The organism is Enterobacter cloacae complex sp. P1B (assembly GCF_014982345.1).
Taxonomy (GTDB): domain Bacteria; phylum Pseudomonadota; class Gammaproteobacteria; order Enterobacterales; family Enterobacteriaceae; genus Enterobacter; species Enterobacter bugandensis.
Window position 1 is genome coordinate 335,344 of sequence record NZ_JADCLF010000006.1, and the last position, 25,463, is coordinate 360,806.

At 58.3% G+C, this 25,463-nt stretch carries 25 protein-coding genes and 1 riboswitch; of the genes, 17 read left to right on the forward strand and 8 right to left on the reverse strand.

The window, feature by feature from the left end; translation table 11 throughout:
- Positions 1–11 precede the first annotated feature (11 nt).
- Positions 12–665: a 3,4-dihydroxy-2-butanone-4-phosphate synthase gene (gene ribB, locus INF77_RS06260; protein ID WP_028017147.1), complete on the reverse strand. Its 654-nt coding sequence runs from the start codon at positions 663–665 to the stop codon at positions 12–14.
- 106 nt (positions 666–771) lie between these two features.
- A riboswitch (FMN riboswitch) is annotated at positions 772–922 on the reverse strand.
- 121 nt (positions 923–1,043) lie between these two features.
- On the opposite strand from ribB, the gene ubiK reads away from it, so the two are divergent.
- Positions 1,044–1,340: a ubiquinone biosynthesis accessory factor UbiK gene (ubiK, locus tag INF77_RS06265; protein ID WP_028014454.1), complete on the forward strand. Its 297-nt coding sequence runs from the start codon at positions 1,044–1,046 to the stop codon at positions 1,338–1,340.
- 64 nt (positions 1,341–1,404) lie between these two features.
- On the opposite strand, the gene hldE is transcribed toward ubiK, so the two are convergent.
- Genes hldE through INF77_RS06280 form a run of 3 tightly spaced genes read right to left on the reverse strand, consistent with a single transcriptional unit; the run spans position 1,405 to position 7,054 of the window.
- The gene (gene hldE, locus INF77_RS06270) at positions 1,405–2,835 is read right to left on the reverse strand and encodes a bifunctional D-glycero-beta-D-manno-heptose-7-phosphate kinase/D-glycero-beta-D-manno-heptose 1-phosphate adenylyltransferase HldE (RefSeq protein ID WP_003862540.1); all 1,431 of its coding nucleotides are present in this window, start codon (positions 2,833–2,835) and stop codon (positions 1,405–1,407) included.
- Between the two features lie 40 nt (positions 2,836–2,875).
- Positions 2,876–5,731: a bifunctional [glutamate--ammonia ligase]-adenylyl-L-tyrosine phosphorylase/[glutamate--ammonia-ligase] adenylyltransferase gene (gene glnE, locus INF77_RS06275; RefSeq protein WP_193532094.1), complete on the reverse strand. Its 2,856-nt coding sequence runs from the start codon at positions 5,729–5,731 to the stop codon at positions 2,876–2,878.
- 21 nt (positions 5,732–5,752) lie between these two features.
- Entirely contained in the window at positions 5,753–7,054 is a 1,302-nt protein-coding gene (locus tag INF77_RS06280; RefSeq protein ID WP_193532095.1) for an inorganic triphosphatase, read from the reverse strand.
- Between the two features lie 229 nt (positions 7,055–7,283).
- Here INF77_RS06280 and INF77_RS06285 point away from each other — a divergent pair, with 229 nt between their 5' ends.
- Entirely contained in the window at positions 7,284–7,904 is a 621-nt protein-coding gene (locus tag INF77_RS06285) for a TIGR04211 family SH3 domain-containing protein (protein ID WP_028014457.1), read from the forward strand.
- Between the two features lie 60 nt (positions 7,905–7,964).
- On the forward strand, positions 7,965–9,206 hold the full coding sequence (locus tag INF77_RS06290; protein WP_193532096.1) for a multifunctional CCA addition/repair protein: 1,242 nt from the start codon (positions 7,965–7,967) through the stop codon (positions 9,204–9,206).
- 13 nt (positions 9,207–9,219) lie between these two features.
- On the opposite strand, the gene bacA is transcribed toward INF77_RS06290, so the two are convergent.
- The gene (gene bacA / locus INF77_RS06295) at positions 9,220–10,041 is read right to left on the reverse strand and encodes an undecaprenyl-diphosphate phosphatase (protein ID WP_028014459.1); all 822 of its coding nucleotides are present in this window, start codon (positions 10,039–10,041) and stop codon (positions 9,220–9,222) included.
- A 107-nt stretch (positions 10,042–10,148) separates the two neighbouring features.
- On the reverse strand, positions 10,149–10,517 hold the full coding sequence (gene folB, locus INF77_RS06300) for a bifunctional dihydroneopterin aldolase/7,8-dihydroneopterin epimerase (RefSeq protein ID WP_193532097.1): 369 nt from the start codon (positions 10,515–10,517) through the stop codon (positions 10,149–10,151).
- Positions 10,518–10,624: 107 nt separating this feature from the next.
- On the opposite strand from folB, the gene plsY reads away from it, so the two are divergent.
- Together plsY and INF77_RS06310 are read left to right on the forward strand one after the other, a co-directional pair.
- On the forward strand, positions 10,625–11,239 hold the full coding sequence (plsY, locus tag INF77_RS06305; protein ID WP_014833311.1) for a glycerol-3-phosphate 1-O-acyltransferase PlsY: 615 nt from the start codon (positions 10,625–10,627) through the stop codon (positions 11,237–11,239).
- A gap of 92 nt (positions 11,240–11,331) precedes the next feature.
- Entirely contained in the window at positions 11,332–12,798 is a 1,467-nt protein-coding gene (locus tag INF77_RS06310) for an MFS transporter (RefSeq protein ID WP_028014461.1), read from the forward strand.
- A 41-nt stretch (positions 12,799–12,839) separates the two neighbouring features.
- Here the strand turns inward: INF77_RS06310 and INF77_RS06315 are convergent, their stop codons facing one another.
- Positions 12,840–13,262 (reverse strand): MarR family winged helix-turn-helix transcriptional regulator, encoded by a 423-nt coding sequence (locus INF77_RS06315; RefSeq protein WP_063943065.1) that lies wholly within the window; start codon positions 13,260–13,262, stop codon positions 12,840–12,842.
- Positions 13,263–13,405: 143 nt separating this feature from the next.
- Between INF77_RS06315 and INF77_RS06320 the strand changes: the two genes are divergently transcribed.
- From INF77_RS06320 to ureG, 9 genes are all read left to right on the forward strand, one after another.
- On the forward strand, positions 13,406–14,419 hold the full coding sequence (locus INF77_RS06320; protein ID WP_028014463.1) for an alpha/beta hydrolase: 1,014 nt from the start codon (positions 13,406–13,408) through the stop codon (positions 14,417–14,419).
- A 137-nt stretch (positions 14,420–14,556) separates the two neighbouring features.
- Positions 14,557–15,384 (forward strand): urease accessory protein UreD, encoded by an 828-nt coding sequence (locus INF77_RS06325; RefSeq protein WP_193532098.1) that lies wholly within the window; start codon positions 14,557–14,559, stop codon positions 15,382–15,384.
- 10 nt (positions 15,385–15,394) lie between these two features.
- A complete protein-coding gene (locus INF77_RS06330) occupies positions 15,395–15,697 on the forward strand; it encodes an urease subunit gamma (protein WP_041908071.1) in 303 nt (100 codons plus the stop codon).
- Between the two features lie 10 nt (positions 15,698–15,707).
- Positions 15,708–16,022, forward strand: coding sequence for an urease subunit beta (locus INF77_RS06335; RefSeq protein WP_049000594.1), 315 nt, complete (start codon positions 15,708–15,710; stop codon positions 16,020–16,022).
- Positions 16,015–17,718 (forward strand): urease subunit alpha, encoded by a 1,704-nt coding sequence (ureC, locus tag INF77_RS06340; RefSeq protein WP_193532099.1) that lies wholly within the window; start codon positions 16,015–16,017, stop codon positions 17,716–17,718. The genes INF77_RS06335 and ureC overlap by 8 nt, the downstream gene beginning before the upstream one ends.
- Positions 17,719–17,727: 9 nt before the next feature.
- Positions 17,728–18,186: an urease accessory protein UreE gene (gene ureE / locus INF77_RS06345; RefSeq protein WP_193532100.1), complete on the forward strand. Its 459-nt coding sequence runs from the start codon at positions 17,728–17,730 to the stop codon at positions 18,184–18,186.
- A 9-nt stretch (positions 18,187–18,195) separates the two neighbouring features.
- The gene (locus tag INF77_RS06350) at positions 18,196–18,735 is read left to right on the forward strand and encodes a HupE/UreJ family protein (RefSeq protein ID WP_047364615.1); all 540 of its coding nucleotides are present in this window, start codon (positions 18,196–18,198) and stop codon (positions 18,733–18,735) included.
- A complete protein-coding gene (locus INF77_RS06355; protein ID WP_193532101.1) occupies positions 18,735–19,409 on the forward strand; it encodes an urease accessory protein UreF in 675 nt (224 codons plus the stop codon). Before INF77_RS06350 ends, INF77_RS06355 begins: the two co-directional genes overlap by 1 nt.
- Positions 19,410–19,418: 9 nt before the next feature.
- On the forward strand, positions 19,419–20,036 hold the full coding sequence (gene ureG / locus INF77_RS06360) for an urease accessory protein UreG (protein WP_008503187.1): 618 nt from the start codon (positions 19,419–19,421) through the stop codon (positions 20,034–20,036).
- A gap of 38 nt (positions 20,037–20,074) precedes the next feature.
- Here ureG and tsaD read toward each other — a convergent pair whose 3' ends face one another.
- Positions 20,075–21,088, reverse strand: a complete 1,014-nt coding sequence (tsaD, locus tag INF77_RS06365; protein ID WP_063438607.1) for a tRNA (adenosine(37)-N6)-threonylcarbamoyltransferase complex transferase subunit TsaD — start codon at positions 21,086–21,088, stop codon at positions 20,075–20,077.
- Positions 21,089–21,324: 236 nt separating this feature from the next.
- Here tsaD and rpsU point away from each other — a divergent pair, with 236 nt between their 5' ends.
- The 3 genes from rpsU to rpoD all read left to right on the forward strand — a co-directional run bounded on the left by rpsU (position 21,325) and on the right by rpoD (position 25,399).
- On the forward strand, positions 21,325–21,540 hold the full coding sequence (gene rpsU, locus INF77_RS06370) for a 30S ribosomal protein S21 (RefSeq protein WP_001144069.1): 216 nt from the start codon (positions 21,325–21,327) through the stop codon (positions 21,538–21,540).
- Positions 21,541–21,655: 115 nt separating this feature from the next.
- Positions 21,656–23,401, forward strand: a complete 1,746-nt coding sequence (gene dnaG, locus INF77_RS06375) for a DNA primase (RefSeq protein ID WP_028014472.1) — start codon at positions 21,656–21,658, stop codon at positions 23,399–23,401.
- A 153-nt stretch (positions 23,402–23,554) separates the two neighbouring features.
- A complete protein-coding gene (gene rpoD / locus INF77_RS06380) occupies positions 23,555–25,399 on the forward strand; it encodes an RNA polymerase sigma factor RpoD (protein ID WP_028014473.1) in 1,845 nt (614 codons plus the stop codon).
- Positions 25,400–25,463 lie beyond the last annotated feature (64 nt).

The following is a 25,463-nucleotide window of genomic DNA, read 5'->3' on the forward strand; positions in this document are numbered from 1 at the left end:
CATCAACGGTCTCAGCTGGCCTTGCGCTCGTGCGCCTGACGGTATTCCACCAGATCTTCAATTGTGACAACCGGCATGTTGTGCAGACGCGCAAAGGTGATGCACTCTGGCGCGCGGGCCATGGTGCCGTCATCGTTGGTCAGTTCACACAGCACGCCCGCAGGCTTAAAGCCCGCCAGGGTCACCAGGTCGATCGTCGCTTCGGTGTGACCACCGCGGGTCAGCACACCGCCCGCCTGCGCGCGCAGCGGGAAGACGTGGCCTGGACGATGCAGATCGGAGGGTTTCGCATCATCAGCAATGGCGGCACGCACGGTGGTCAGGCGGTCAGCCGCCGATACACCGGTAGTCACGCCATGCGCCGCTTCAATGGTCACGGTAAAGCCGGTACCAAAGGCGCTGGTGTTGTTCTCAACCATCATCGGCAGCTCGAGCTGCTTACGACGATCTTCGGTAATACACAGGCATACGATGCCGCTGCCGTGACGGATGGTCAGCGCCATCTGTTCAACGGTCATGTTTTCGGCGGCGAAAATCATGTCGCCTTCGTTTTCACGGTTTTCATCGTCAAGCACCATCACACCGCGGCCTTCGCGCAGTGCATCCAGTGCATGTTCAACACGTTGAGTTGAAGTGCCAAAAGAGGAAAGTAGCGTCTGATTCATGGTAAAAAAACCTCATTAACATTATGGTTACCAGAATCAGGGCAGTCTTAGGAGCGCCGTATAAGCGGCAAAAAGATAACGTGAGCGGGCCCATGCCCGACTGGATCGTTACTCTCTCCCATCCGGACTTTAACCGTCGGCCCCGGAATTACACCGGATCTGCTGACCTTTGAGAATTCACCCAAAGCGCTCGCGGGCTTTCAGCGCTAAGCTGATTTACCGCCGGTGGGGAATTTCGCCCCGCCCTGAGAATAAGCGAGATAACTATAACGCTATTGATTAACCTGGGCAATGCATAAGCTTCAAACAAATCTGCTTTATCCTGGGTCATGACGCGCTACAATGTTCATCAACACCGACTTATCAAGGGAAGCCATTATGATTGACCCGAAAAAAATTGAGCAGATCGCGCGTCAGGTTCATGAGTCCATGCCGAAAGGCATTCGTGAATTTGGTGATGACGTTGAGAAGAAAATCCGCCAGACGCTGCAGGCGCAGTTGGTTCGCCTTGATTTAGTCAGCCGCGAAGAGTTTGACGTGCAGACCCAGGTTCTGCTGCGCACCCGCGAGAAGCTGGCGCTGCTGGAACAGCGTCTGAGCGAGCTGGAAAACCGCAATGCGCCGGAAGAAGTGAAGCCGGCACCGGCCATTCCACCGGTGGACGACCAGGAGTAAGTGCGGCCTGATGCCCTCTCCCACAGGGAGAGGGTGAAAAAAAACGGGCCAACTGGCCCGTTTTTTACTGACTGTCTTTCTGGATCTTCTTGATGATGTTGGTGGTTGAACACCCGTCCTCAAAATTGAGCACCATCACCTCACCGCCGTTGGCCCAGACCTCTTCGCTACCTGCGATTTGCTCTGGCTTGTAATCGCCGCCCTTCACCAGCAGGTCTGGCAGGATCCCGGCAATCAGGCGCTGCGGGGTATCTTCTTCAAACGACACCACCCAGTCCACCGCTTCCAGCGCGCCAAGCACAATCATACGTTGCTCGAGCGGGTTCACCGGGCGCGTTTCGCCCTTCAGGCGTTTGGTCGACGCATCGCTGTTCACTGCCACAATGAGGCGATCGCCCAGCTTGCGCGCATTCGCCAGATACGACACGTGGCCCGCGTGCAGGATGTCAAACACGCCGTTGGTCATCACCACTTTTTCACCGCGCTTGCGCGCGGCGGCAACGGCCACCTTCAGCTCGTCTTCGGTCATCACGCCAAAACCGGTATCCGCACGCCCGCGCACCGCGTTTTCCAGCTCGATGGGCGAAACGGTTGAAGTACCCAATTTACCGACGACCACGCCCGCCGCGGCGTTCGCGAAGTAGCACGCCTCTTCCAGGGAGTTACCCGCCGCCAGCGTTGCCGCCAGCACGCCGATCACCGTATCACCGGCACCGGTCACGTCGTACACTTCCTGCGCCTGGGTTGGCATATGCAGCGGTGCCTTGCCCGGCTGCAGCAGAGTCATACCCTGTTCGGAACGGGTGACCAGCAGCGCGGACAGCTCGAAATCAGCGATGATTTTCATGCCGCGCTCAACCAGTTCTTCCTCGGTTTTACACTTGCCCGCCACCGCTTCGAACTCAGAAAGGTTTGGCGTCAGCAGGGTTGCGCCGCGATAGCGCTCAAAATCGGTGCCTTTCGGATCGATCAGCACCGGCACGCTGGCTTTACGCGCCAGCTGAATCATCGTTTGCACGCTCGCCAGCGCGCCTTTGGCGTAGTCAGACAGCACCAGCGCGCCGATGTTGCCCAGCGCCTGGTTAATGCGCTCGTGCAGCGGCTCGGGATCAACGCCTTCGAATCCTTCTTCAAAATCGAGGCGGATCAGCTGCTGGTTACGCGACAGCACGCGCAGCTTGGTGATGGTTGGGTGTGTCGGAACAGAAACGAAGTCGCACTTCACGTTCACGTCCGCCAGCGACTTGCTCAGCGCACGCGCCGCATCGTCAATGCCGGTCAGGCCCACCAGACGCGAGTGCGCGCCCAGCGAGGCTATGTTCATCGCCACGTTTGCCGCGCCACCTGGACGCTCTTCAATGGTGTCGACCTTAACCACCGGTACCGGCGCTTCAGGAGAGATGCGGCTGGTCGGCCCATACCAGTAGCGATCCAGCATCACATCCCCGACAACCATTACTCCAGCACGTTCAAACTCTGGCAGTGTTACTTTCATTCCTGACTCCAGAAAGATTCACAATTTGCGCGCGATAATATCACACTTGTTTTGTTACGCACGGCTCCACCAGCCATTTCTGCCAGCTTGCCGTCACCTGGGCGCGCTCTGCGGTAAAACAGTCCAGCGCCACGTGGCCCGGCTGTTCCTGCAACGCCAGGTGATGAAGTTCATCGCGCAGCGTGGTGTAGGCGCGGGTTAAGGCCTGCGCCTCCTGCTCGTCCATAATGTCGTTTTGCGCCAGCAGTTCCAGAATGCGCACGTTATCGGACCAGCGGGTTAACTTCGGCTTGTCGTGGGCATGCAGTAGCACCAGGTACTGAGTGATGAACTCAATATCGGTAATCCCGCCCTCATCGGCTTTGATATCAAAGCGATCGCGATGTTTATTACCCAAATGCGCGCGCATTTTCTCACGCATTTCGCGCACTTCAGTTTGCAGGGTGCTGCCCTCGCGCGGGGTCGTCATGACTGACTTGCGGATCGCATCGAACTGCGTTTTGAGCTGCGGATCGCCGTACACCACGCGGGCACGCACCAGCGCCTGATGTTCCCACGTCCAGGCTTCGTTCTTCTGATAATCGGCAAAAGCGTCCGTCGAGGTGACCAGCATGCCTGCCGCGCCGGACGGGCGCAGGCGCGCGTCCACCTCGTACAGAATGCCCGACGAAGTGCGGGTGCTGAACAGGTGCATGATGCGCTGGGCCAGGCGCAGGTAGAACTGCCGCCCGTCAATCTCACGTTCGCCGTCGGTCATCACGTCAACCGGGCAGTCGTGCAGGAAAATCAGATCCAGATCGGAGCTGTAGCCCAGCTCCCAGCCGCCCAGCTTGCCGTAACCGACCACGGCAAACCCTCGCCCCTCGCGGTCAGCAAGATGCTTCGGCTGGCCATAGCGGGCCACCACCTGCACCCACGCCTGGTGGACTACCGCGTCGATGATCGCCTCCGCCAGCCAGGTTAAGTGATCGCTCACTTTCATTACCGGCAGCGTACCGGCGATATCCGCTGCCGCCACGCGCAGCATCTGCGCCTGCTTAAACTGACGCAGCGCCTCGAGCTGCTGCTCTTCGTCCTCTTCCGGCACGCGCAGCAGATACTGGCGCAGCTCGTCGCGGTAGGCATCCGTCGCCGTCGGCTGATAGAGCGTGTTCGGGTCAAGCAGTTCGTCCAGCAGCAGCGGGTATCGCGCCAGCTTGTTGGCTACCATCGGCGACGCGGCACAGAGGGAAATCAGGTGCTTCAGCGCGCCGGGAAACTCGCTCAGCAGTTCCAGGTAGGTGGTACGCGTGATAATCCCGCTCAGCAGCGGCATCATGCGCGACAGCGGCACTGGCGCATCCTCGCGGGAGCAGACCTCGCTCAGCAGGTGCGGCATCAGATGATCCAGCACCTGACGACCGCGCGGGCCAATGGCGCGCTTGTTCAGTTCGAGACGAAAATCGGCAATCAAGGCCACCACGCGATGGCGGGCGTCGTCGCTTAAGTGCGCCAGCACCGGCGTGGTGTCATCTTCCTGGAGCGCGTCCTGCCACAGTTCGCGCCAGTGCTCGGAGAGCGCATCGTCCGGCGATTCACTTTCGTCGTCACCAATAAGATCGTTAAAGATGCGGCGCACGTCTGCCATATGGGCATCCAGCCGTTCGGTCAACGTTGACCAGTCATCCGCCCGCATGCCCCAGGCCAGACGCGCCCGGTTAAGGTCATCGCCCGGCAGGGTCTGGGTCTGTTCGTCGTTGATGCTTTGCAACAGGTTTTCCAGACGACGCAGGAACAGATAGGCGTCGCGTAGGGTTTGCGCGTCGCCGTCCGGCAGCAAATGCAGTTGCTCAATGGCGCTCAGCGTCGGCAGCAGCGAGCGGGACTGCAGCGACGGCTCGCGCCCGCCGCGGATCAGCTGGAAGACCTGAACGATAAATTCGATTTCGCGGATGCCGCCCGCGCCAAGCTTGATGTTGTCCTTCAGGCCGCGACGGCGCACCTCGCGGGCGATCATCCCTTTCATATTGCGCAGGGACTGGATCACGCTAAAGTCGATGTAACGGCGGAACACGAACGGGCGCAGCATGGCGCGCAGCTCATTGGCGTAAGCGTCGTCGCTGTCGCCCATGATCCGCGCTTTGACCATCGCGTAACGCTCCCAGTCGCGCCCCTGCTCCTGGTAATAATCTTCCAGCGCGGCGAAGCTCAGCACCAGCGGGCCGCTGTCGCCAAACGGGCGCAGGCGCATGTCCACGCGGTAAACAAAGCCGTCCTGCGTAGGCTGATCCAGCGCCTTAATCAGACGCTGCCCGAGTCGGGTAAAGAACTGGGCGTTATCCAGCTCGCGACGACCGCCTCGCGTGGCGCCATTCTCCGGCCAGGCAAAGATCAGGTCGATATCCGAGGAGAAGTTCAGCTCGCAGCCGCCTAGCTTGCCCATCCCCAGAATCAACAGCGGCTGCGGAACCCCTTCTTCGCTGCACGGCGTGCCCCACTCTTTACAGCAGGCGGCGTAGAGCCAGTCCCGCGCGGCGACAATCAGCGTCTGCGCCAGTTCGCTCAGCTGCTGCAAGGTGCTCTCTTCACTCACCAGCTCCAGCGCCTGCGCCCAGGCAATGCGCACCATCACCCGGCGACGGAACTGACGCAGAACGCGCATCAGCGTGGCTTCATCCGCCACCTCTGCCAGCGCGGTTTGCAGCCAGCCAGCATAGTGCCGCCACTCATCAGCCTGCGGCGGCGCGCTTTCCAGCTCTGCCAGCCAGTCAGGATTGGCGCTGACGCTCTCCTGCACAAAATCACTGAACGTGAGCACGCTTTTCGCCTGCTCGCTTAACGATGACGCGGGTAACGACTCGGGCAGACGTTCGCAAACGGTCTGCCAGTGCTGCTGTAACTGCGAAGAAAGCGGCATATCAGGGGTTCCTTGCCAGAATTAACGTTTTCCGCTGTGCAGCCAGTACGGATCCTGCGAAATGGCCTCGTTGCGGAAATGCTCGATTTCGATCTGCTGACGGGTCTCTATGGCATGCTTCAGCCCCTGCCAGTTCTCCAGCCAGGCCTGCGCCTTCACGCCCTCATACGCACCTGACAGCAGCAACATGCTGTCGATGTTACGCGCCAGCCGGGGAAGCTGATCGCCATACTGGTCGCCCAGCGGATGCGCAAAGGTGGTTCTCAGCTCGGCGGCGTGACGGGAGAGGTGGATATCCGCAAAACGTTTGAAGTTTTCCGCGATTTTGGTCTGCCCTTTCGCATCGAGGAACGTGCGCCAGCCGCGCGTCACCAGAAACTCGGTCAGCGCCAGTTTCGCGCCGGCGTTTTGCGGGCTGTAGATCGCCGTTTGTGCCGACACGTCGGAAAGCATCAGCGTTTCGGTTTGAGTGAGCAAATCACGTAAGTGAGTGCTGGCTTTACGCGGTACGATACCGCCAAATAGCGTCAGGGTATGACGCACCAGTCCAATAGCGGCCAGCACCTGTTTTTTGGCATTTTTGACGTTACGCGCCCACAGTTCTTCATGGTACTGCCATTGGGAGAGCGCCAGCTCCAGCGCCGCTTCCATGCCCTGCTCAATGCTGGCTTTCGGGACGACGCGCAAAATCGGAGTCTCTCTCAGCACGCGTGGCGCATTTCCGGCAGCCAGGTGGTAGCCGCGCGCCGCTTTGCTCAAGCTGCCCTGACGTAAACCCGGCTGGCTTACCAGCTTGCGCGCCAGCTTCAGCACGTCGCTCGCATCCCCTTCCAGAAGTTCCAGCTCCAGCTCGCAGATCGGTTCCTGGAACTCACCCGCCTTCACCTCGCCTAAATCCAGCGCGATTTCAATGCGGCTCTTGCCTTCCGTCACCAGCCATTTCTCGCGAGCGAAATCGGTGCTGAACAGCGGCTGCACCTGCCCAGCCAGCGTGGCGGGCAGTTCGCCTTCCGGCCAGACTTCCGCCGGGAAACGTTCCAGCTCAAGTTCTGGCTTACTGATGTCGATATTGTATTCCGGGCGCTGATGCAAACCGCCGACCACGCGGCCGGCGATTTTCATCGTCATCTCGTAGCGTCCGTTCGCGCCGCGGATGCGCAGCCCCATATCGTGGTTGCGCAGCCAGTTGTCCGGCGTTTCGTAGTAGATGTTGAGCAACGGTACGGGTTCATGGTGCTCGCCGGAGAGCGTATTCAGATGCTGACGGAGCGCGTCAACGCTGTCTTTTTCGACGATAAATTTTAATTCGATTTCCTGAGCCATAGCCTTGTACTTTTGCGGGCGTCACAGACGCGTCAATGAGGGCGAACTTCCTCGCCATTTATTTGTCAGTACATAGTATTTTGCGCCAAATTGCCATGCAATGAGCAATTTGTCGGGCGTAAATGTGTAGAGTCGTGACACAGATGATTCTGATTGCTGATGAATGCTTTGCGTAGAGACACTGTTGCCACTACTATCGTTCCACTTTTTATGAAAATAACGACTAATGATGCTTAAATTACGCCTGATTGGACTTACTTTACTCGCTTTTAGCGCCGCAACCGCAGTGCACGCTGAAGAGAAGCGTTACGTTTCTGACGAACTTAACACCTGGGTGCGCAGTGGCCCCGGAGACAATTATCGCCTCGTGGGCACGGTGAATGCCGGCGAGGAAGTCACCCTGTTGCAGACCAACGCGGAGACCAATTACGGTCAGGTTCGCGACAGTTCCGGCCGTACCTCCTGGATCCCAATGAAAGAGCTGAGCACCGTGCCAAGCCTGCGCACCCGCGTGCCGGATCTGGAAAACCAGGTGAAGACCCTGACCGACAAGCTGAACAACATCGACGGGACCTGGAACCAGCGCACCGCTGAAATGCAGCAGAAAGTGGCGCAGAGCGACGGCGTGATCAACGGTCTGAAAGAAGAGAATCAAAAGCTCAAAAACGAGCTGATCGTCGCGCAGAAAAAAGTGAACGCCGCGAACCTGCAGCTTGATGACAAACAGCGCACCATTATTATGCAGTGGTTTATGTATGGCGGCGGCGTGCTGGGCGTTGGTCTGGTGCTGGGCCTGGTTCTGCCACATCTGATCCCAAGCCGTAAGCGTAAAGATCGCTGGATGAACTAATTCGTCTTCTCTGCCAGACTTACGTATCATTCTGGAAAAGAGAAAACGGGAGAGTTGGGCGTGAAGAGTTATCTGGTCGGTGGTGCGGTACGTGATGCGTTGTTAGGTCTGCCGGTCAAAGATAAAGACTGGGTGGTGGTGGGCGCCACCCCGGAAGAGATGCTCGACGCGGGCTACCAGCAGGTAGGCCGCGATTTTCCCGTGTTCCTGCATCCGAAAAGCCGGGAAGAGTACGCCCTGGCGCGTACCGAACGGAAATCCGGTTCCGGTTATACCGGCTTCACCTGTTACGCCGCGCCGGATGTGACGCTGGAGCAGGATCTGCTGCGCCGCGATCTCACCATTAACGCCCTGGCCCAGGACGAAAACGGCCATATCATCGACGCCTACGGCGGGCAGGACGACCTGCGCGATCGTCTTTTGCGTCACGTCTCCCCGGCATTTTCTGAAGATCCGCTCCGCGTGCTGCGCGTGGCGCGTTTTGCCGCGCGTTACGCGCATCTGAGCTTCCGTATTGCGGATGAGACGATGGCGTTGATGACAGCCATGACCGAGGCGGGCGAGCTGGAACACCTGACGCCGGAGCGCGTCTGGAAAGAGACGGAAAATGCCCTCACCACCCGCAACCCGCAGGTCTTTTTCCAGGTTCTGCGCGACTGCGGCGCGCTGAAGGTGCTGTTCCCGGAAATCGACGCGCTGTTTGGCGTGCCCGCACCGGCGAAATGGCATCCCGAAATTGATACCGGCGTGCACACGCTGATGACGCTGAGCATGGCCGCCATGCTCAGCCCTGAGGTGGACGTACGTTTTTCCACCCTGTGCCACGATCTCGGCAAAGGCTTAACGCCGAAAGAGTTCTGGCCGCGCCATCACGGGCACGGTCCGGCGGGGGTAAAGCTGGTTGACGGGCTCTGCCAGCGTCTGCGCGTGCCGAATGACATCCGCGATCTGGCAAAGCTGGTCGCCGAGTTCCACGACCTGATCCATACCTTCCCGATCCTGAAGCCCGCCACCATCGTGAAGCTGTTCGATAATATCGACGCCTGGCGCAAGCCGCAGCGCGTGGAGCAGATCGCACTCACCAGCGAAGCGGACGTGCGCGGCCGCACCGGGTTTGAAGCGTCCGATTATCCCCAGGGGCGTTTGCTGCGCGAAGCGTGGGAAGTCGCAAAAGCGGTGCCAACGAAAGACGTGGTTGAGGCAGGATTTAAAGGCCCGGAGATTCGCGAGGAGCTAACCAAACGGCGGATTGACGCGGTTAACGCGTGGAAGGAAAAGCGTTGCCCTCAGCCGAAAGAGTGAGGGCAATCGGTTATCAGAAGAAGACCACGTACACCGCAGCCGCGACGATAAAGCGGTAGATCGCGAACGGAATAAACGAGATACGCTTAATCAGCTGCAGGAAGGTTTTGATGGCAATCAGCGCCACGATAAAGGCGGTGATAAAGCCCACGGCAAACATCGGAATATCGCCTGTGGTCAGGAAGCCAATGCTTTTGTAAAGGTCCAGCGCGGTGGCGCCCATCATCATCGGCACCGCCAGCAGGAACGAGAACTCGGACGCCGCATAGCGGCTCACGCCCATCAGCATCCCGCCTGAAATGGTCGCACCTGAACGGGAGAAGCCCGGCCACAGCGCCAGACACTGGAAGCAGCCAATGATAAACGCCTGACGATAGGTCATATCGTCCAGGCCTTCCGCACGCGGGACTTTTGGCTTCAGCACTTCCGCGGCAATCAGCAGGAAACCGCCCACCACCAGCGCGTACATGACGTTAATCGGGTTAAACAGCGATTTAATGGTGTCGTGGAATACCAGCCCCAATACCACCGCCGGGATCATCCCGAGCAGGATGTGAATCAGCGTCAGGCGGCCTTTGCCCTCTCCTTCACGCTGCGGCAGACGGCCAAAGTGGATGCCGATCAGGCCAAACAGGCGACGCCAGAACATCACCACCACCGCCAGAATCGAGCCCAGCTGAATTACCACCTCAAACGTCTTTGCGGTATCGCCTTCGAAGCCCAGCAGATGGCCAACGATAATCATATGGCCCGTACTGGAAACCGGCAAAAACTCCGTCAATCCTTCGACCACACCCAGAATTGCCGCCACCAGCAGCGAGTGCATATCGCTCATCTATAAACCCCTAAAAAAGATATAAAAAAACGGTCGCCCCTAACGGCTACCGTGAAAGATACAGCCTTAAGACCGATATAACCTAAAATGGTTTAGCAATTATGACGTTAAATCTTTCCTTTCAGATTTGTGCCACGCTCGATAATCACGCCTACGTTGGCCGCGCGCGCCACTGCCCCCGGCTTGCTCAGCTTAATGCGTACCCACGGTGAGTTGAATTTGGTCAGCAGCAGATCCGCCACCTCTTCCGCCACCCGTTCCACCAACGCAAAACGCTGTCCTTCCACGTGGCCGATCACCGCTTCGCTGATGTCGGCATAGCTCAGACAGTCATTCACGTTATCGCTTTTTGCCGATTTGCGGTTATCCCATCCCATTTCGATATCGAACACCAGTTTCTGCTCGATGGTCTGTTCCCAGTCGTAAACACCAATTGTGGTGATTACCGAAAGTTGCTCTATAAATACAATATCCATCACGACCTGCCTGCTTTTTGGCTAAACCGGATACCACTTCCGGCGAATTATGCGTATTATCCACAGATGCTGAGAATACAGATACATTTTCAAAACGGAACAGCGTTATGAGTGCAATCGCGCCTGGAATGATCCTCCTCGCCTATCTTTGCGGCTCAATCTCCAGCGCCATTCTGGTCTGCCGCATTGCCGGGTTACCTGACCCGCGTGAAAGTGGTTCCGGGAATCCGGGAGCGACCAACGTGCTTCGAATTGGCGGCAAGGGAGCAGCCGTAGCGGTTTTGATTTTTGATGTTCTGAAGGGGATGCTACCCGTCTGGGGCGCGTATGCGCTGGGCGTCACGCCATTCTGGCTGGGGCTCATCGCCATCGCCGCCTGCGTCGGCCATATCTGGCCCGTATTCTTCGGCTTTAAAGGGGGCAAAGGGGTGGCGACCGCCTTTGGTGCCATCGCGCCCATCGGATGGGACTTAACCGGCGTCATGGCCGGGACCTGGCTGCTGACCATTCTGCTGAGCGGCTATTCGTCGCTGGGTGCCATCGTCAGCGCGCTGATTGCCCCGTTTTACGTCTGGTGGTTTAAACCCCAATTCACCTTCCCGGTATCGATGCTCTCCTGCCTGATCCTGCTGCGTCATCACGACAATATCCAGCGCTTGTGGCGACGCCAGGAAACGAAGATCTGGACGAAGCTCAAGCGAAAGAAAAAAGATCCCGAGTAGGCGGTTAGTTATGCCTTATAACCAAATGTGATTTTTGTCACCTTCTGCCTGTGGTAACTGTTAGAGACACAACACAACCACACAAAAAGAAAATGGCAGAAATCACAGACACCACTCCCCTTTCAACGGCAGGAATTCCCCCTGATGGCGACATTCAGTGGGTGCGCAGTGCATCGGACGTTTCACGTCTCGTTAATGACGGCTCACAGGGCCGGGCTAACGCCCGGATCGTGGTGGGTATCGCTCTGGGCGGGATTTTCCTCGATGCCTACGATCTGGGCGCGCTGGCGTTCGGCATTAAAGACATCACACGCGAATTTAACCTGACGCCCGCCGGTACCGGCATGGTGGCCTCGGCGATTACCTTTGGTGCGATTGTCGGGGCGCTGCTTGGCGGTTACCTCACGGATAAAATCGGGCGCTACCGCGTCTTTATGGCCGACATGGTATTCTTTGTCGTCGCCGCTATCGCCTGCGCGCTGGCCCCGAATGAATATGTGCTGGCGGGCGCGCGCTTTGTGATGGGCCTTGGCGTGGGGATCGACCTTCCCGTGGCGATGGCGTTCCTGAGCGAGTTTGCCAGGCTGAAAGGGCCGGGCAATAAGGCCTCCAGCGTCGCGATGTGGTGCCCTACCTGGTATGCGGCGATCAGCATCTCTTACCTTCTGGTTCTCTTTTTCTACGCAGTGCTGCCGGAAAGCCACAGCGACTGGCTCTGGCGTTTGATTCTCGGCTTTGGTGCAGTACCCGCACTGGTGATTATCGCCATCCGCAGCCGCTATATGAGCGAATCGCCGGTCTGGGCGGCGAATCAGGGCAACCTGAAAGAGGCGGCGTCCATTTTGCGGCAGTCGTACAATATTAACGCTCACGTCCCGCAGGATGCGCTCACCCAGCCTGCGCCTGTCGTGAATAAAGCCAAATGGTCGAACTATCTGAACCTGTTCCGCGGCATCTATCTGCGGCGTACCACGCTCGCCACGCTGCTGTCCGTCGTCTCCTCGTTCGCCTATAACGCCGTGGCCTTTGGCCTGCCGGTGATTATTTCAAGCTTCTTCGTGCAGTCTATGCTGACCACTATTGTGATCTCGCTGGCGCTGAACCTGCTTTTTGCGTTTATCGGCGGATTACTGGCGGTGCGCTACGTGCCGCGCTTCGGCGCGTGGCGGATGTCGCTGGCGGGTTACGCCTGTCAGCTTGTGGCGCTGCTGGGGCTGGCGCTGATTGGTCGACCGGACGGTGCCTCTGAAGGGGTGCTTGCCGTGGCGATGCTGGCGCTTTTCCTGTTCGGTCAGGGATTTGGCCCGGGCGCGCATACCATGACGTTCGCCTCGCTGAGCTACCCGACCTCGCTGCGCGGCGTGGGCGTGGGTCTCAACCAGACGCTGATGCGCAGCAGCTCCACGCTGTCGCTGTTCCTGTTCCCGCTGCTGGTCGCGTCTCTCGACACCGCCGTGTTCTGGGTGATTGCGCTGGCGCCGTTTATCGGTCTGGCATCATTGCTGGCGATCCGCTGGGAGCCGTCCGGGTATGATGTGGATGCGGAGGACTACCGGTAACGACACATCGCTTCGGTGGGTTGACCCCCACCGAAGTGCGCTTACAAATCTTCCAGCAGCGTTCGGGAGAGTTTTTTTAGCATTTCCAGCTCATCATCATTCATCCGCATGCTGCAACGAATCTGGTCCGGCAGCGCCATCACCTGCTTTTTCAGTTCATTCGCCTTATCGGTCAATACGACATTTTTCATCCTTTCATCCCCCACAACCGCGATACGGTTGAGAAAACCTTTTGCCTCAAGCTTCTGAACCAGCGGGGTCAATGTGCCTGAATCAAAATAGGTTTTATCGCTGAGATCGCGAAGCGGGATGTTGTCTTTCTCATAAAGAGCCATCAAAACAACAAATTGCGGATAGGTCAGATCCATCTCCTGCAGCAGGGGGCGATACTGGCGCACGAACGCATTGGTGACCGAGTACAGCGAGAAGCACAATAAATCATCTAGTGTTTTGTTTTCTTTCATTTTTCTATCAACCCTGAATCTGTTGTCTAAAAAAAATTATAAATAATGTTTGACTAAAAGTATCTTGCGCGCAAGTATTATATTAGCAACTAAGTAGCGCACTATTTAGTTATCCAATCAAATACGTTAAAAGGGGTACCACCATGAAAACATTAACCGCCATCCTGATTTCTTCCGTCTTCGCGTCAGCCGCGGCATCCGCTCAAACCACCAATACTCCAGCCCCGACCGCAGGCGTACAGGCATTTCTTGATGTCCTGAATGCTGGCAAAGGGAAACCGATGGAACAGATGACCCCGCAGGAGGCCCGCCAGGTACTGATCGGCGCACAGCAAGGAGCAAAATTGCCGCCCGCTCAGGTGACTGAAAAAACGATCCAGGTCAATGGCCAGACGATCGCCCTTAAAATTGTGAAGCCTGAACATGCTGCCGGTACGCTCCCGGTATTTATGTTCTTCCACGGTGGCGGTTGGGTGCTGGGTGATTTTCCAACCCACGAACGTTTAATCCGCGATCTGGTTCGTGCATCTGGTGCCGCAGCGGTTTACGTTGATTACACACCGTCACCTGAAGCCCATTTCCCGGTGGCAATCAATCAGGCCTATGAAGCGACAAAATGGGTAGCCGAGCACGGCCAGGAAATTGGCGTGGACGGCAGCCGTCTGGGCCTGGTTGGTAACAGCGTGGGCGGCAACATGGTGGCTTCAGTGGCGTTGCAGGCCAAACAGTTTAATGGGCCAAAAATTCGCTACAACGTGATGCTCTGGCCAGTGACGGACGCCAGCTTTGATACGGCTTCCTATCACCAGTTCGAAAATGGCTACTTCCTGTCAAAAAACATGATGAAATGGTTCTGGGACAACTACACCACCAGCGCTGCCGACCGTAACAATATCCTTGCCTCTCCGCTTCGCGCCAGCACTGCACAGTTGAAAGGCTTCCCGGAGACGCTGATTCAGACAGCTGAGCTGGACGTTCTGCGGGATGAAGGTGAAGCATTCGGGCGTAAACTGGATGCGGCTGGCGTCCCGGTGACCGTCACGCGCTATAATGGTATGATCCACGATTACGGCCTGCTTAACCCGCTGAGCCAGGAGCCAACGGTTAAAGTCGCCCTTGAGCAGGCAGGTGCAGCATTGCATGACCACCTGAAATAGGATCGTCATGCTTCACACAGAGCACGGCCCCGGGCCGTGCTTTTTAATTTCCTCTATCCATAAGCGACTCATATGACAGCCTTCATTTCCGCCAGGGCATACTGAAACGACCCCGATGATGCGCAGATGGAAGCAGCATGTTAGCAACTCAGGTCACTGATAATACGTATAAAGGCTGGCAGGCGTCGCTTGCCCTGCAGTTTTGTCACACCCCTGAGAAAACCCTCCTGCGTTCCGCTCGACACGTCGGGCCGCTCACCGTACAACGTCCGTTTTATCCCGAAGGAAAAACCTGCCACCTCTATCTGCTGCACCCGCCCGGCGGCGTCGTGGGCGGCGATACGCTGGATATTTCCGTTCGGCTCGATGCCAAAAGCCACGCGCTTATCACCATGCCCGGCGCCAGCAAGTTCTACCGCAGCAGCGGCCCGCAGGCGCGTCTGAGCCAGCACTTTTATCTTGATGAAAACGCCACGCTGGAGTGGCTGCCGCAGGACACCATTATCTTTCCCGGCGCGAACGCCGCGCTGCGTTCCGTCTTCCACCTTAAGGCCTCCAGCACGCTGCTGGCGTGGGAGCTGTACTGCCTGGGCCGCCCGGTAATCGGTGAGACCTTCAGCCACGGCACGCTGGAGAGCCGCCTTGAGGTGTGGGTGGATGACGAACCGCGCCTGATAGAGCGCCAGCACCTCTGCGATGGCGATCTCACGCCCGTTGCCGGACACCCGTGGATCGGCACCCTGCTGTTCTATCCGGCCCGGGAAGAACATCTCGACACGGTGCGCGCGCTGCTCGCTCCTCTGGGCCATTTTGCGGGGGCAACGCTCACCGACGATCTGCTGTCGGTGCGTTTTCTCTCCCACGACAACCTGATTTGCCAGCGGGCGATGCGCGACATCTGGCAGTCGCTTCGCCCGCTTCTTACTACCAAAACCGCCTGTTCGCCGCGCATCTGGCAGACATAAGAGAAACGTTATGGAACTGACCCCCAGAGAAAAAGACAAGCTGTTGCTGTTTACCGCCGCGCTGGTTGCCGAACGCCGCCTTGCGCGCGGGGTAAAGCTCAATTACCCGGAATCGGTCGCGCTGATCAGCGCCTTCATCATGGAAGGCGCGCGCGACGGCGAAACCGTCGCCGCGCTGATGGAGGCGGGCCGCCACGTCCTGACGCGCGATCAGGTGATGGAGGGCGTGCCGGAGATGATCCCGGATATTCAGGTGGAAGCCACCTTCCCGGACGGCTCCAAGCTCGTCACCGTCCACAACCCGATCGTGTAAGGAGCACGTGATGATCCCAGGTGAATACCAGATCCAGCCCGGCACTATTGCGATCAACGTCGGGCGAGACACTCAAAGCGTGATTGTGGAAAACCACGGCGACAGGCCGATCCAGGTCGGATCGCACTACCACTTTTACGAGGTCAACCCGGCGCTGAAGTTTGATCGCGAAGCCACCAGGGGCTACCGGCTGAACATTCCGGCGGGTACCGCCGTGCGCTTCGAGCCAGGCCAGAAGCGAGAGGTGACGCTGGTGCAGGTGACGGGCGCGCAGCGCATTTTTGGCTTTCGCGGCGAGGTAATGGGCGAGGTGAAACATGGCTGAAATTTCACGTCAGGCGTATGCCGACATGTTCGGCCCCACTACCGGGGATAAGGTGCGGCTGGCGGACAGCGAGCTGTGGATCGAAGTGGAAGACGATCTCACGGTCTACGGCGAAGAGGTCAAGTTCGGCGGCGGGAAGGTGATCCGCGACGGCATGGGCCAGGGGCAGATGACCGCTGACAGCTGCGTGGATCTGGTTCTCACCAACGCGCTGATCGTCGACCACTGGGGGATCGTGAAAGCCGATATCGGCGTTAAGAACGGTCGGATCTTTGCCGTCGGTAAAGCCGGCAACCCGGACATTCAGCCCGGCGTGACGATCCCGATCGGTGCCGCAACCGAAGTCATCGCCGCCGAAGGGAAGATCGTCACCGCAGGCGGGATCGACACCCACATCCACTGGATCTGCCCGCAGCAGGCGGAAGAGGCGCTGGTCTCCGGCGTCACCACCATGATTGGCGGCGGCACCGGACCGGCGGCGGGCACCAACGCCACCACCTGCACGCCGGGGCCGTGGTATATCGCCCGCATGCTGCAGGCCGCCGATACGCTGCCGGTGAATATTGGCCTGCTCGGCAAAGGTAACGGCTCCAACCCGGATGCCCTGCGCGAGCAGATCGCCGCCGGCGCCATCGGGCTGAAGATCCACGAAGACTGGGGCGCGACGCCCGCGGCGATCAACTGCTCGCTGGAGGTGGCCGAAGAGATGGATATTCAGGTGGCGCTGCACAGCGACACGCTGAACGAGTCCGGGTTTGTCGAAGACACGCTGGCGGCCATCGGCGGGCGCACCATCCACACCTTCCACACCGAAGGCGCGGGCGGCGGCCACGCGCCGGATATCATCACCGCCTGCGCGCACCCGAATATTCTGCCCTCTTCCACCAACCCGACCTTGCCCTACACGGTGAACACCATCGACGAGCACCTCGACATGCTGATGGTTTGCCATCACCTCGACCCGGATATCGCCGAGGACGTGGCGTTTGCCGAATCCCGCATTCGCCGGGAGACCATCGCTGCGGAAGACATGCTGCACGATATCGGCGCGTTCTCGCTCACCTCGTCAGATTCGCAGGCCATGGGCCGCGTCGGGGAAGTGATTATCCGCACCTGGCAGGTGGCGCACCGCATGAAGGTCCAGCGCGGCGCGCTGCCGGAAGAGACGGGCGATAACGACAACTTCCGCGTGAAGCGCTATGTCGCCAAATACACCATCAACCCGGCGCTGACCCACGGCATCGCCCATGAAGTGGGCTCGATTGAGGCGGGCAAGCTGGCGGATCTGGTGGTCTGGTCCCCCGCCTTCTTTGGCGTAAAACCGGCCACCATCGTCAAAGGCGGGATGATCGCCTGCGCGCCGATGGGCGACATCAACGCCTCGATCCCCACGCCGCAGCCGGTGCATTACCGCCCGATGTTTGGCGCGCTGGGCGCAGCACGTCACGCCACGCGGCTGACGTTTGTTTCTCAGGCGGCCCACGCGAACGGCATCCCACAGCAGCTCAGCCTGCAGAGCGCCACGGCGGTGGTAAAAGGCTGCCGGACGGTGAAAAAGGCCGACATGATCCATAACGCCCTGCAGCCGAATATCACCGTTGACTCGCAAACCTACGAGGTGCGCATCGACGGTGAACTGATTACCAGCGAACCGGCTGACGTTCTGCCGATGGCGCAACGCTATTTCCTGTTTTGAGGAGTGAAGATGCTCTATTTGACCCAACGCCTGGACCACGCGCACCCGATCACCGCCAGCGTCACGCTGCCGATTGACGTGCGGGTGAAAAGCCGCGCTCGCGTGGCGCTTAACGACGGGCGCGAAGCCGGACTGATGCTGCCGCGCGGCCTGCTGCTGCGCGGGGGCGACCTGCTCAGTAACGAAGACGGCAGCGAGGTGATTGAGGTGATCGCCGCCCCGGAGTCGGTTTCCGTGGTGCGCTGCGCCGATCCGTTCCTGCTCGCCCGCGCCTGCTACCACCTGGGCAACCGCCACGTGCCGCTGCAGGTCATGCCCGGCGAGCTGCGCTATCACCACGATCACGTTCTCGACGACATGCTGCGCCAGTTCGGGCTGGAGGTAACCTTCGCCAGCCTGCCGTTTGAACCGGAAGCGGGCGCTTACACTAGCGATGCCCACAGTCACTCTCACGCTCATTCACATTAAGGATCAATCATGCGTAAGTATTTACCGCTGTTACTGCTGGCTTTTTCCGTTCCCGCGCTCGCGCATCCCGGCCACGGCGCCGACAGCTTTCAGGCTGGTTTTTTCCATCCGCTGACCGGGCTGGATCACCTGCTGATGCTGACCGGGGCTGGCGTGCTGTCTGCCCTGAGCGGCCGCAAGCTCCTGCTGCCGTTTGCCACCCTCGGCATGATGCTTGTCGGCGCCGTCGCGGGCAGCCTGCTCGGCGGCTTTAGCGGCATGGAGATGCTGATTATCGCCTCGCTGGCGGTCTGCGGCGTGATGATGTTTAAAACTGAAAACCGCCTGCTGCTGGCGGTGCCTGCCCTGGCGATGTTCCACGGCTGGGCGCACGGCGTGGAGATGTCCGGCCACAGCTTCTGGCTGTTCACCAGCGGTTTTATGCTGGCCAGCGCGACGGTGCTGTGCGCCAGTTTCGCCGCAGGCTTGCTGCTGCGCCGCCACGACGGGCTGCGTAAAACCTTCGGCGGCGGGCTGATCGTCTCCGCCCTGCTGGCGCTGATGAGCTGATGGAGCACGCCCGCCAGTGGCTGCGCCTGATGCAGCTCTCGAGCAGCAGCCTGCCGGTCGGGTCGTTTACCTGGTCGCAGGGGCTGGAGTGGGCCGTAGAGGCGGGCTGGGTTACGAGCACCGACGCCTTCAGACGCTGGCAGATCCAGCAGATGGAGCAGAGCTTTTTCTGCGTCGATCTGCCGATGTTTATCCGGCTGTTCCGGGCCTGCGAACAGCAGGACATCGCGGCAGCAAAACGCTGGACGACATATCTGCTCGCCTGCCGGGAAACGCGCGAGCTGCGCGAAGAGGAGCGCAACCGTGGTGCGGCCTTTACGCGCCTGATTAAAAGCTGGGAGCCGAGCTGCCCGCCAGAGTGGCAGCCGCTGTTTGCGCAGAGCCAGCTCTGCGGCATGGCGTGGCTCGGCGTGCGCTGGGGCATTGGCGCGCGCGAGCTGGCGCTGAGCCTCGGCTACAGCTGGATAGAGAGCGCGGTGATGGCGGGCGTCAAGCTCGTCCCCTTCGGACAGCAGGCGGCGCAGCAGCTGATTATCGAGCTGAGCGACCATTTTGCCGCCGGGTTTGAACAGGCATTTTTACGTGGCGACGACGCGCTGGGGGCAGCTACGCCACTGTCGGCCATCGCCTCCGCGCGCCACGAAACACAATATTCACGACTATTCCGTTCCTGAGGAGTCAACATGGCTGATTACAAACATCCCCTGCGCGTGGGCGTGGGCGGTCCGGTAGGATCGGGCAAAACCGCGCTGCTGGAAGCGCTCTGCAAGGCGATGCGCGACACGTATCACCTGGCGGTGGTGACCAACGATATCTACACCAAAGAGGATCAGCGCATCCTCACCGAAGCGGGCGCGCTGGCGCCGGAGCGCATCGTGGGCGTGGAGACCGGCGGCTGCCCGCATACCGCCATCCGAGAAGACGCCTCGATGAACCTGGCGGCGGTGGAAGCGCTCAGCGAGAAGTTCGGCAACCTGGATCTGATCTTCGTTGAAAGCGGCGGCGACAACCTGAGCGCGACCTTCAGCCCGGAGCTGGCGGATCTGACCATTTACGTGATTGACGTGGCCGAAGGGGAAAAAATTCCGCGCAAGGGCGGGCCGGGGATCACCAAATCCGATTTTCTGGTGATCAACAAAACCGACCTCGCGCCGTACGTGGGGGCCTCGCTGGAGGTTATGGAGCGCGATACCAACCGCATGCGCGGCGAGCGTCCATGGACCTTTACCAACCTGAAGGCGGGTGACGGTCTGGGGACGATTATTGCGTTTCTGGAAGAGAAAGGGATGCTGCGGGTGTAGTCAAAGGATCCCCTCTCCCTGTGGGAGAGGGTGAGGGATTACGCCTCAGGCAGTTCCGCCAGCGGCCAGCGCGGACGCACGGACACGCTCAGGTCAGCCGTGGCGCCAGCGTTCAGGCGCACCATGCCGGCGTAGGCGATCATCGCCCCGTTATCGGTACAGAATTCCGGACGCGCGTAGAACACTTCCCCGCGACGCTTTTGCATCATCTCCGCAAGCTTCGCGCGCAGCGTGCGGTTGGCGCTGACGCCGCCCGCCATCACCAGGCGCTTAAACCCGGTCTGATCCAGCGCGCGCTTGCACTTGATCATCAGCGTATCCACTACCGCATCTTCGAACGCGCGGGCGATATCGGCGCGGGTCTGCTCGTCGTTGTCGTTATTGCGGATAGTATTCGCCGCGAAGGTTTTCAGCCCGGAGAAGCTGAAATCCAGCCCCGGACGGTCGGTCATCGGGCGCGGGAAAACAAAGCGCCCTTCCGTTCCCTGCGACGCCATTTTAGAGAGCATCGGGCCGCCTGGGTAATCCAGACCCAGCAGCTTGGCGGTTTTATCGAACGCTTCGCCGGCGGCGTCGTCGATCGACTCGCCCAGCAGCTCGTACTTGCCAATACCCGTTACGCTAATCAGCTGGGTATGCCCACCGGAGACCAGCAGCGCCACAAATGGGAACTCAGGCGGATTGTCTTCCAGCATCGGCGCCAGAAGATGCCCTTCCATGTGGTGAACCGGAATGGCGGGAACGTCCCACGCGAAGGCCAGCGAACGCCCTACCGTTGCGCCGACCAGCAGCGCACCGACCAGACCCGGCCCTGCGGTATAGGCTACGGCGTCAATATCGGTTGAGCTTAGTCCGGCCTCTTTCAGTGCCGCCTGAATCAGAGGAACCGTTTTACGCACGTGGTCACGAGAGGCCAGTTCAGGTACGACGCCGCCGTAGTCAGCGTGCAATTTCACCTGACTATACAGCTGGTTGGCCAGAAGCCCTTTTTCGTCGTCGTAAATGGCGATGCCGGTTTCATCGCAGGATGTTTCAATACCCAGTACACGCATGACTTGTTTTACCTCGTTTCAATACCGCGCAGTGTAGAGCCTGGGCGGGTTGATGTAAAACTTTGTTCGCCCCAGGAAGAAGGCTCGTGTATACTCCTCACCCTTATTAAAGTCCCTTTCAAAATCGCATCGGTGCTTTACAAAGCAGCAGCATTTGCAGTAAAATTCCGCACCATTTTGAAATAAGCTGGCGTTGATGCCAGCGGCAAACCGAATTTATTAAAGGTGAGAGTTACATGCCGGTAATTAAAGTACGTGAAAACGAGCCGTTCGACGTAGCACTGCGTCGCTTCAAACGTTCATGCGAGAAAGCAGGTGTTCTGGCTGAAGTTCGTCGTCGTGAGTTTTATGAAAAACCAACGACCGAACGTAAGCGCGCTAAAGCTTCCGCTGTGAAACGTCACGCGAAGAAACTGGCTCGCGAAAACGCACGCCGTACTCGTCTGTACTAATCTGTTGAGGGCCAACGCCCTCAATTGACAGACAGAGTAGTAGTCGTAAGGCCGTGCTTCCGGAAGGAATGCGCGGCTTGTTTTCGTTTATAAGTCGCTTAAATTTTTGGGGCATATGGCCGGAAGAATCCCACGCGTTTTCATCAATGACCTGCTCGCCAGAACCGACATCGTCGATCTCATCGACGCGCGGGTAAAGCTGAAAAAGCAGGGCAAGAACTACCATGCGTGCTGTCCGTTCCATAACGAAAAAACCCCCTCCTTCACCGTAAACGGTGAAAAGCAGTTTTACCATTGCTTCGGCTGTGGCGCACACGGTAATGCCGTCGATTTTTTAATGAACTACGACAAGCTCGAGTTCGTTGAAACCGTCGAAGAACTGGCGGCGATGCATAATCTTGAAGTGCCGTATGAAGCAGGCAGTGGGCCAAGTCAGATCGAGCGCCATCAGCGGCAAACGCTGTATCAACTGATGGATGGCCTGAATTCGTTTTACCAACAGTCTCTTAAGCACTCTGCGGCTGAGCCTGCGCGTCAGTATCTGAACAAGCGCGGACTGAGCGACGATGTGATTGCGCGTTTCGCTATTGGTTACGCCCCGCCCGGCTGGGACAACGTGTTAAAGCGTTTTGGCGGCAATAGCGAAGATCGTAAATCCCTCATCGACGCAGGCATGCTGGTCACTAACGACCAGGGACGAAGCTACGACCGCTTCCGTGAACGGGTGATGTTCCCGATCCGCGACAAGCGTGGCCGGGTAATTGGTTTTGGTGGTCGCGTGCTGGGTGATGCCCTGCCGAAATACCTCAACTCTCCGGAAACCGATATTTTCCATAAGGGCCGCCAGTTGTACGGTCTTTATGAGGCGCAGCAGGACAATGCGGAACCTCCGCGTCTGCTGGTCGTCGAAGGCTATATGGACGTCGTTGCGCTGGCGCAGTACGACATTAACTACGCGGTTGCGTCGTTAGGTACGTCCACCACTGCCGATCATATTCAACTGCTGTTCAGGGTGACCAACAACGTCATCTGCTGTTACGACGGTGACCGAGCCGGACGCGACGCCGCCTGGCGAGCGCTGGAAACCGCGCTGCCGTATATGACCGACGGACGTCAGCTACGCTTTATGTTCCTGCCCGACGGTGAAGACCCGGATACGCTGGTGCGTAAAGAGGGCAAAGCGGCATTCGAAGCGCGGATGGAGCAGGCACAGCCGCTCTCGACGTTTCTGTTTAACAGCCTGATGCCGCAGGTGGATTTGAGTACCCCTGACGGGCGCGCGCAGCTCAGTACCCTGGCGCTGCCGTTAATCAGCCAGGTGCCCGGCGAAACGCTGCGCATCTACCTGCGTCAGGAGTTAGGCAACAAGCTCGGCATTCTGGATGACAGCCAGCTTGAACGTTTAATGCCTAAACAGGCTGAAAACGGCACGGTTCGCCCCGCGCCTCAGCTAAAACGCACAACCATGCGTATACTGATAGGGTTACTGGTGCAAAACCCCGAGCTTGCTCCGCAAGTGCCGTCGCTGGCGGGTTTGAACCACGAAAAGTTGCCCGGACTTGGCTTATTTTCAGAACTGGTCAACACTTGTTTGTCTCAGCCAGGTCTGACCACCGGACAACTTTTAGAGCATTATCGCGGCACAAAAGAGGCCGCTACCCTTGAAAAACTGTCGATGTGGGACGATATAGCAGATAAGGAAATTGCAGAAAAAACGTTCACCGACTCGCTCAACCATATGTTTGATTCGATGCTTGAGTTGCGCCAGGAAGAGTTGATAGCTCGCGAGCGCACCCATGGCTTAAGCAGCGAAGAACGCCGGGAGCTCTGGATGATTAACCAGGAACTGGCGAAGAAATAAAAAATTTAACGGCTTAAGTGCCGAATATCGATCGGGAAGCCCCCGGCAGCCGCACTGAGAGGCAGCGGCAAAAATATAAGTACGCCCTCGCTTTAAAGGTTGGCAGCACCATCGCCGACACCAATCAAACGAATTAAGTGTGGATACCGTCTTATGGAGCAAAACCCGCAGTCACAGCTGAAACTTCTTGTCCAACGCGGTAAGGAGCAAGGCTATCTGACCTATGCCGAGGTCAATGACCATCTGCCGGAAGATATCGTCGATTCAGACCAGATCGAAGACATCATCCAAATGATCAATGACATGGGCATTCAGGTGATGGAAGAAGCACCGGATGCCGATGATCTGTTGCTGGCTGAAACCTCCAACAACACTGACGAAGATGCGGAAGAAGCTGCTGCACAGGTCCTGTCCAGCGTGGAATCTGAAATCGGGCGTACCACTGACCCGGTCCGCATGTACATGCGCGAAATGGGTACCGTTGAACTGTTGACCCGCGAAGGCGAAATTGACATCGCAAAACGCATCGAAGACGGGATCAACCAGGTTCAGTGCTCTGTTGCCGAATACCCGGAAGCGATTACCTATCTGCTGGAGCAGTACGATCGCGTTGAAGCGGAAGAAGCGCGCCTGTCTGACCTGATCACCGGTTTTGTCGACCCGAACGCTGAAGAAGATATGGCGCCTACCGCCACTCACGTCGGTTCTGAGCTGTCTCAGGAAGAGATGGATGACGACGAAGATGAAGATGAGGAAGAAGACGACGACAGCGCGGACGATGACAACAGCATCGACCCGGAACTGGCGCGCGAGAAGTTTGCCGAGCTGCGTACCCAGTACGAAGTAACGCGTGACACCATCAAAGCGAAAGGCCGCAGCCATGCTGCCGCTCAGGAAGAGATCCTGAAGCTGTCTGAAGTATTCAAACAGTTCCGCCTTGTGCCAAAACAGTTCGACTACCTGGTAAACAGCATGCGCGTGATGATGGATCGCGTACGCACCCAGGAACGCATCATCATGAAGCTGTGCGTTGAGCAGTGCAAAATGCCGAAGAAGAACTTCATCACCCTCTTCACCGGCAACGAAACCAGCGAAACCTGGTTCAACGCGGCTATCGCGATGAACAAGCCGTGGTCTGAAAAACTGCACGACGTGAAGGACGATGTCTATCGCGGTCTGCAGAAGCTGCAGCAAATTGAAGAAGAGACCGGCCTGACCATCGAGCAGGTCAAAGACATCAACCGTCGTATGTCCATCGGTGAAGCGAAAGCCCGCCGTGCGAAGAAAGAGATGGTTGAGGCGAACTTGCGTCTGGTTATCTCTATCGCCAAGAAATACACCAACCGCGGTCTGCAGTTCCTGGATCTGATTCAGGAAGGCAACATCGGTCTGATGAAAGCGGTAGATAAGTTTGAATACCGTCGTGGTTACAAGTTCTCTACTTACGCGACATGGTGGATCCGTCAGGCGATCACCCGCTCTATCGCGGACCAGGCTCGCACCATCCGTATTCCGGTTCATATGATTGAGACCATCAACAAGCTCAACCGTATCTCCCGCCAGATGCTGCAGGAGATGGGCCGCGAGCCGACGCCGGAAGAGCTGGCCGAGCGCATGCTGATGCCGGAAGACAAGATCCGTAAAGTGCTGAAGATCGCCAAAGAGCCAATCTCCATGGAAACACCGATCGGTGATGATGAAGATTCGCATCTGGGGGATTTCATCGAGGATACCACCCTCGAGCTGCCGCTGGACTCGGCTACTACCGAGAGCCTGCGTGCCGCCACGCACGACGTTCTGGCTGGCCTGACCGCCCGTGAAGCGAAAGTGCTGCGTATGCGTTTCGGTATCGATATGAACACCGACCACACGCTGGAAGAAGTGGGTAAACAGTTCGACGTGACCCGCGAACGTATCCGTCAGATCGAAGCGAAGGCGCTGCGTAAGCTGCGTCATCCAAGCCGCTCTGAAGTGCTGCGTAGCTTCCTGGACGACTAAACTGTCGTGACCGTGAAAAAGCTCCCTTCGGGGAGCTTTTTTATTGCCTCTTGCTGTGGGAGAG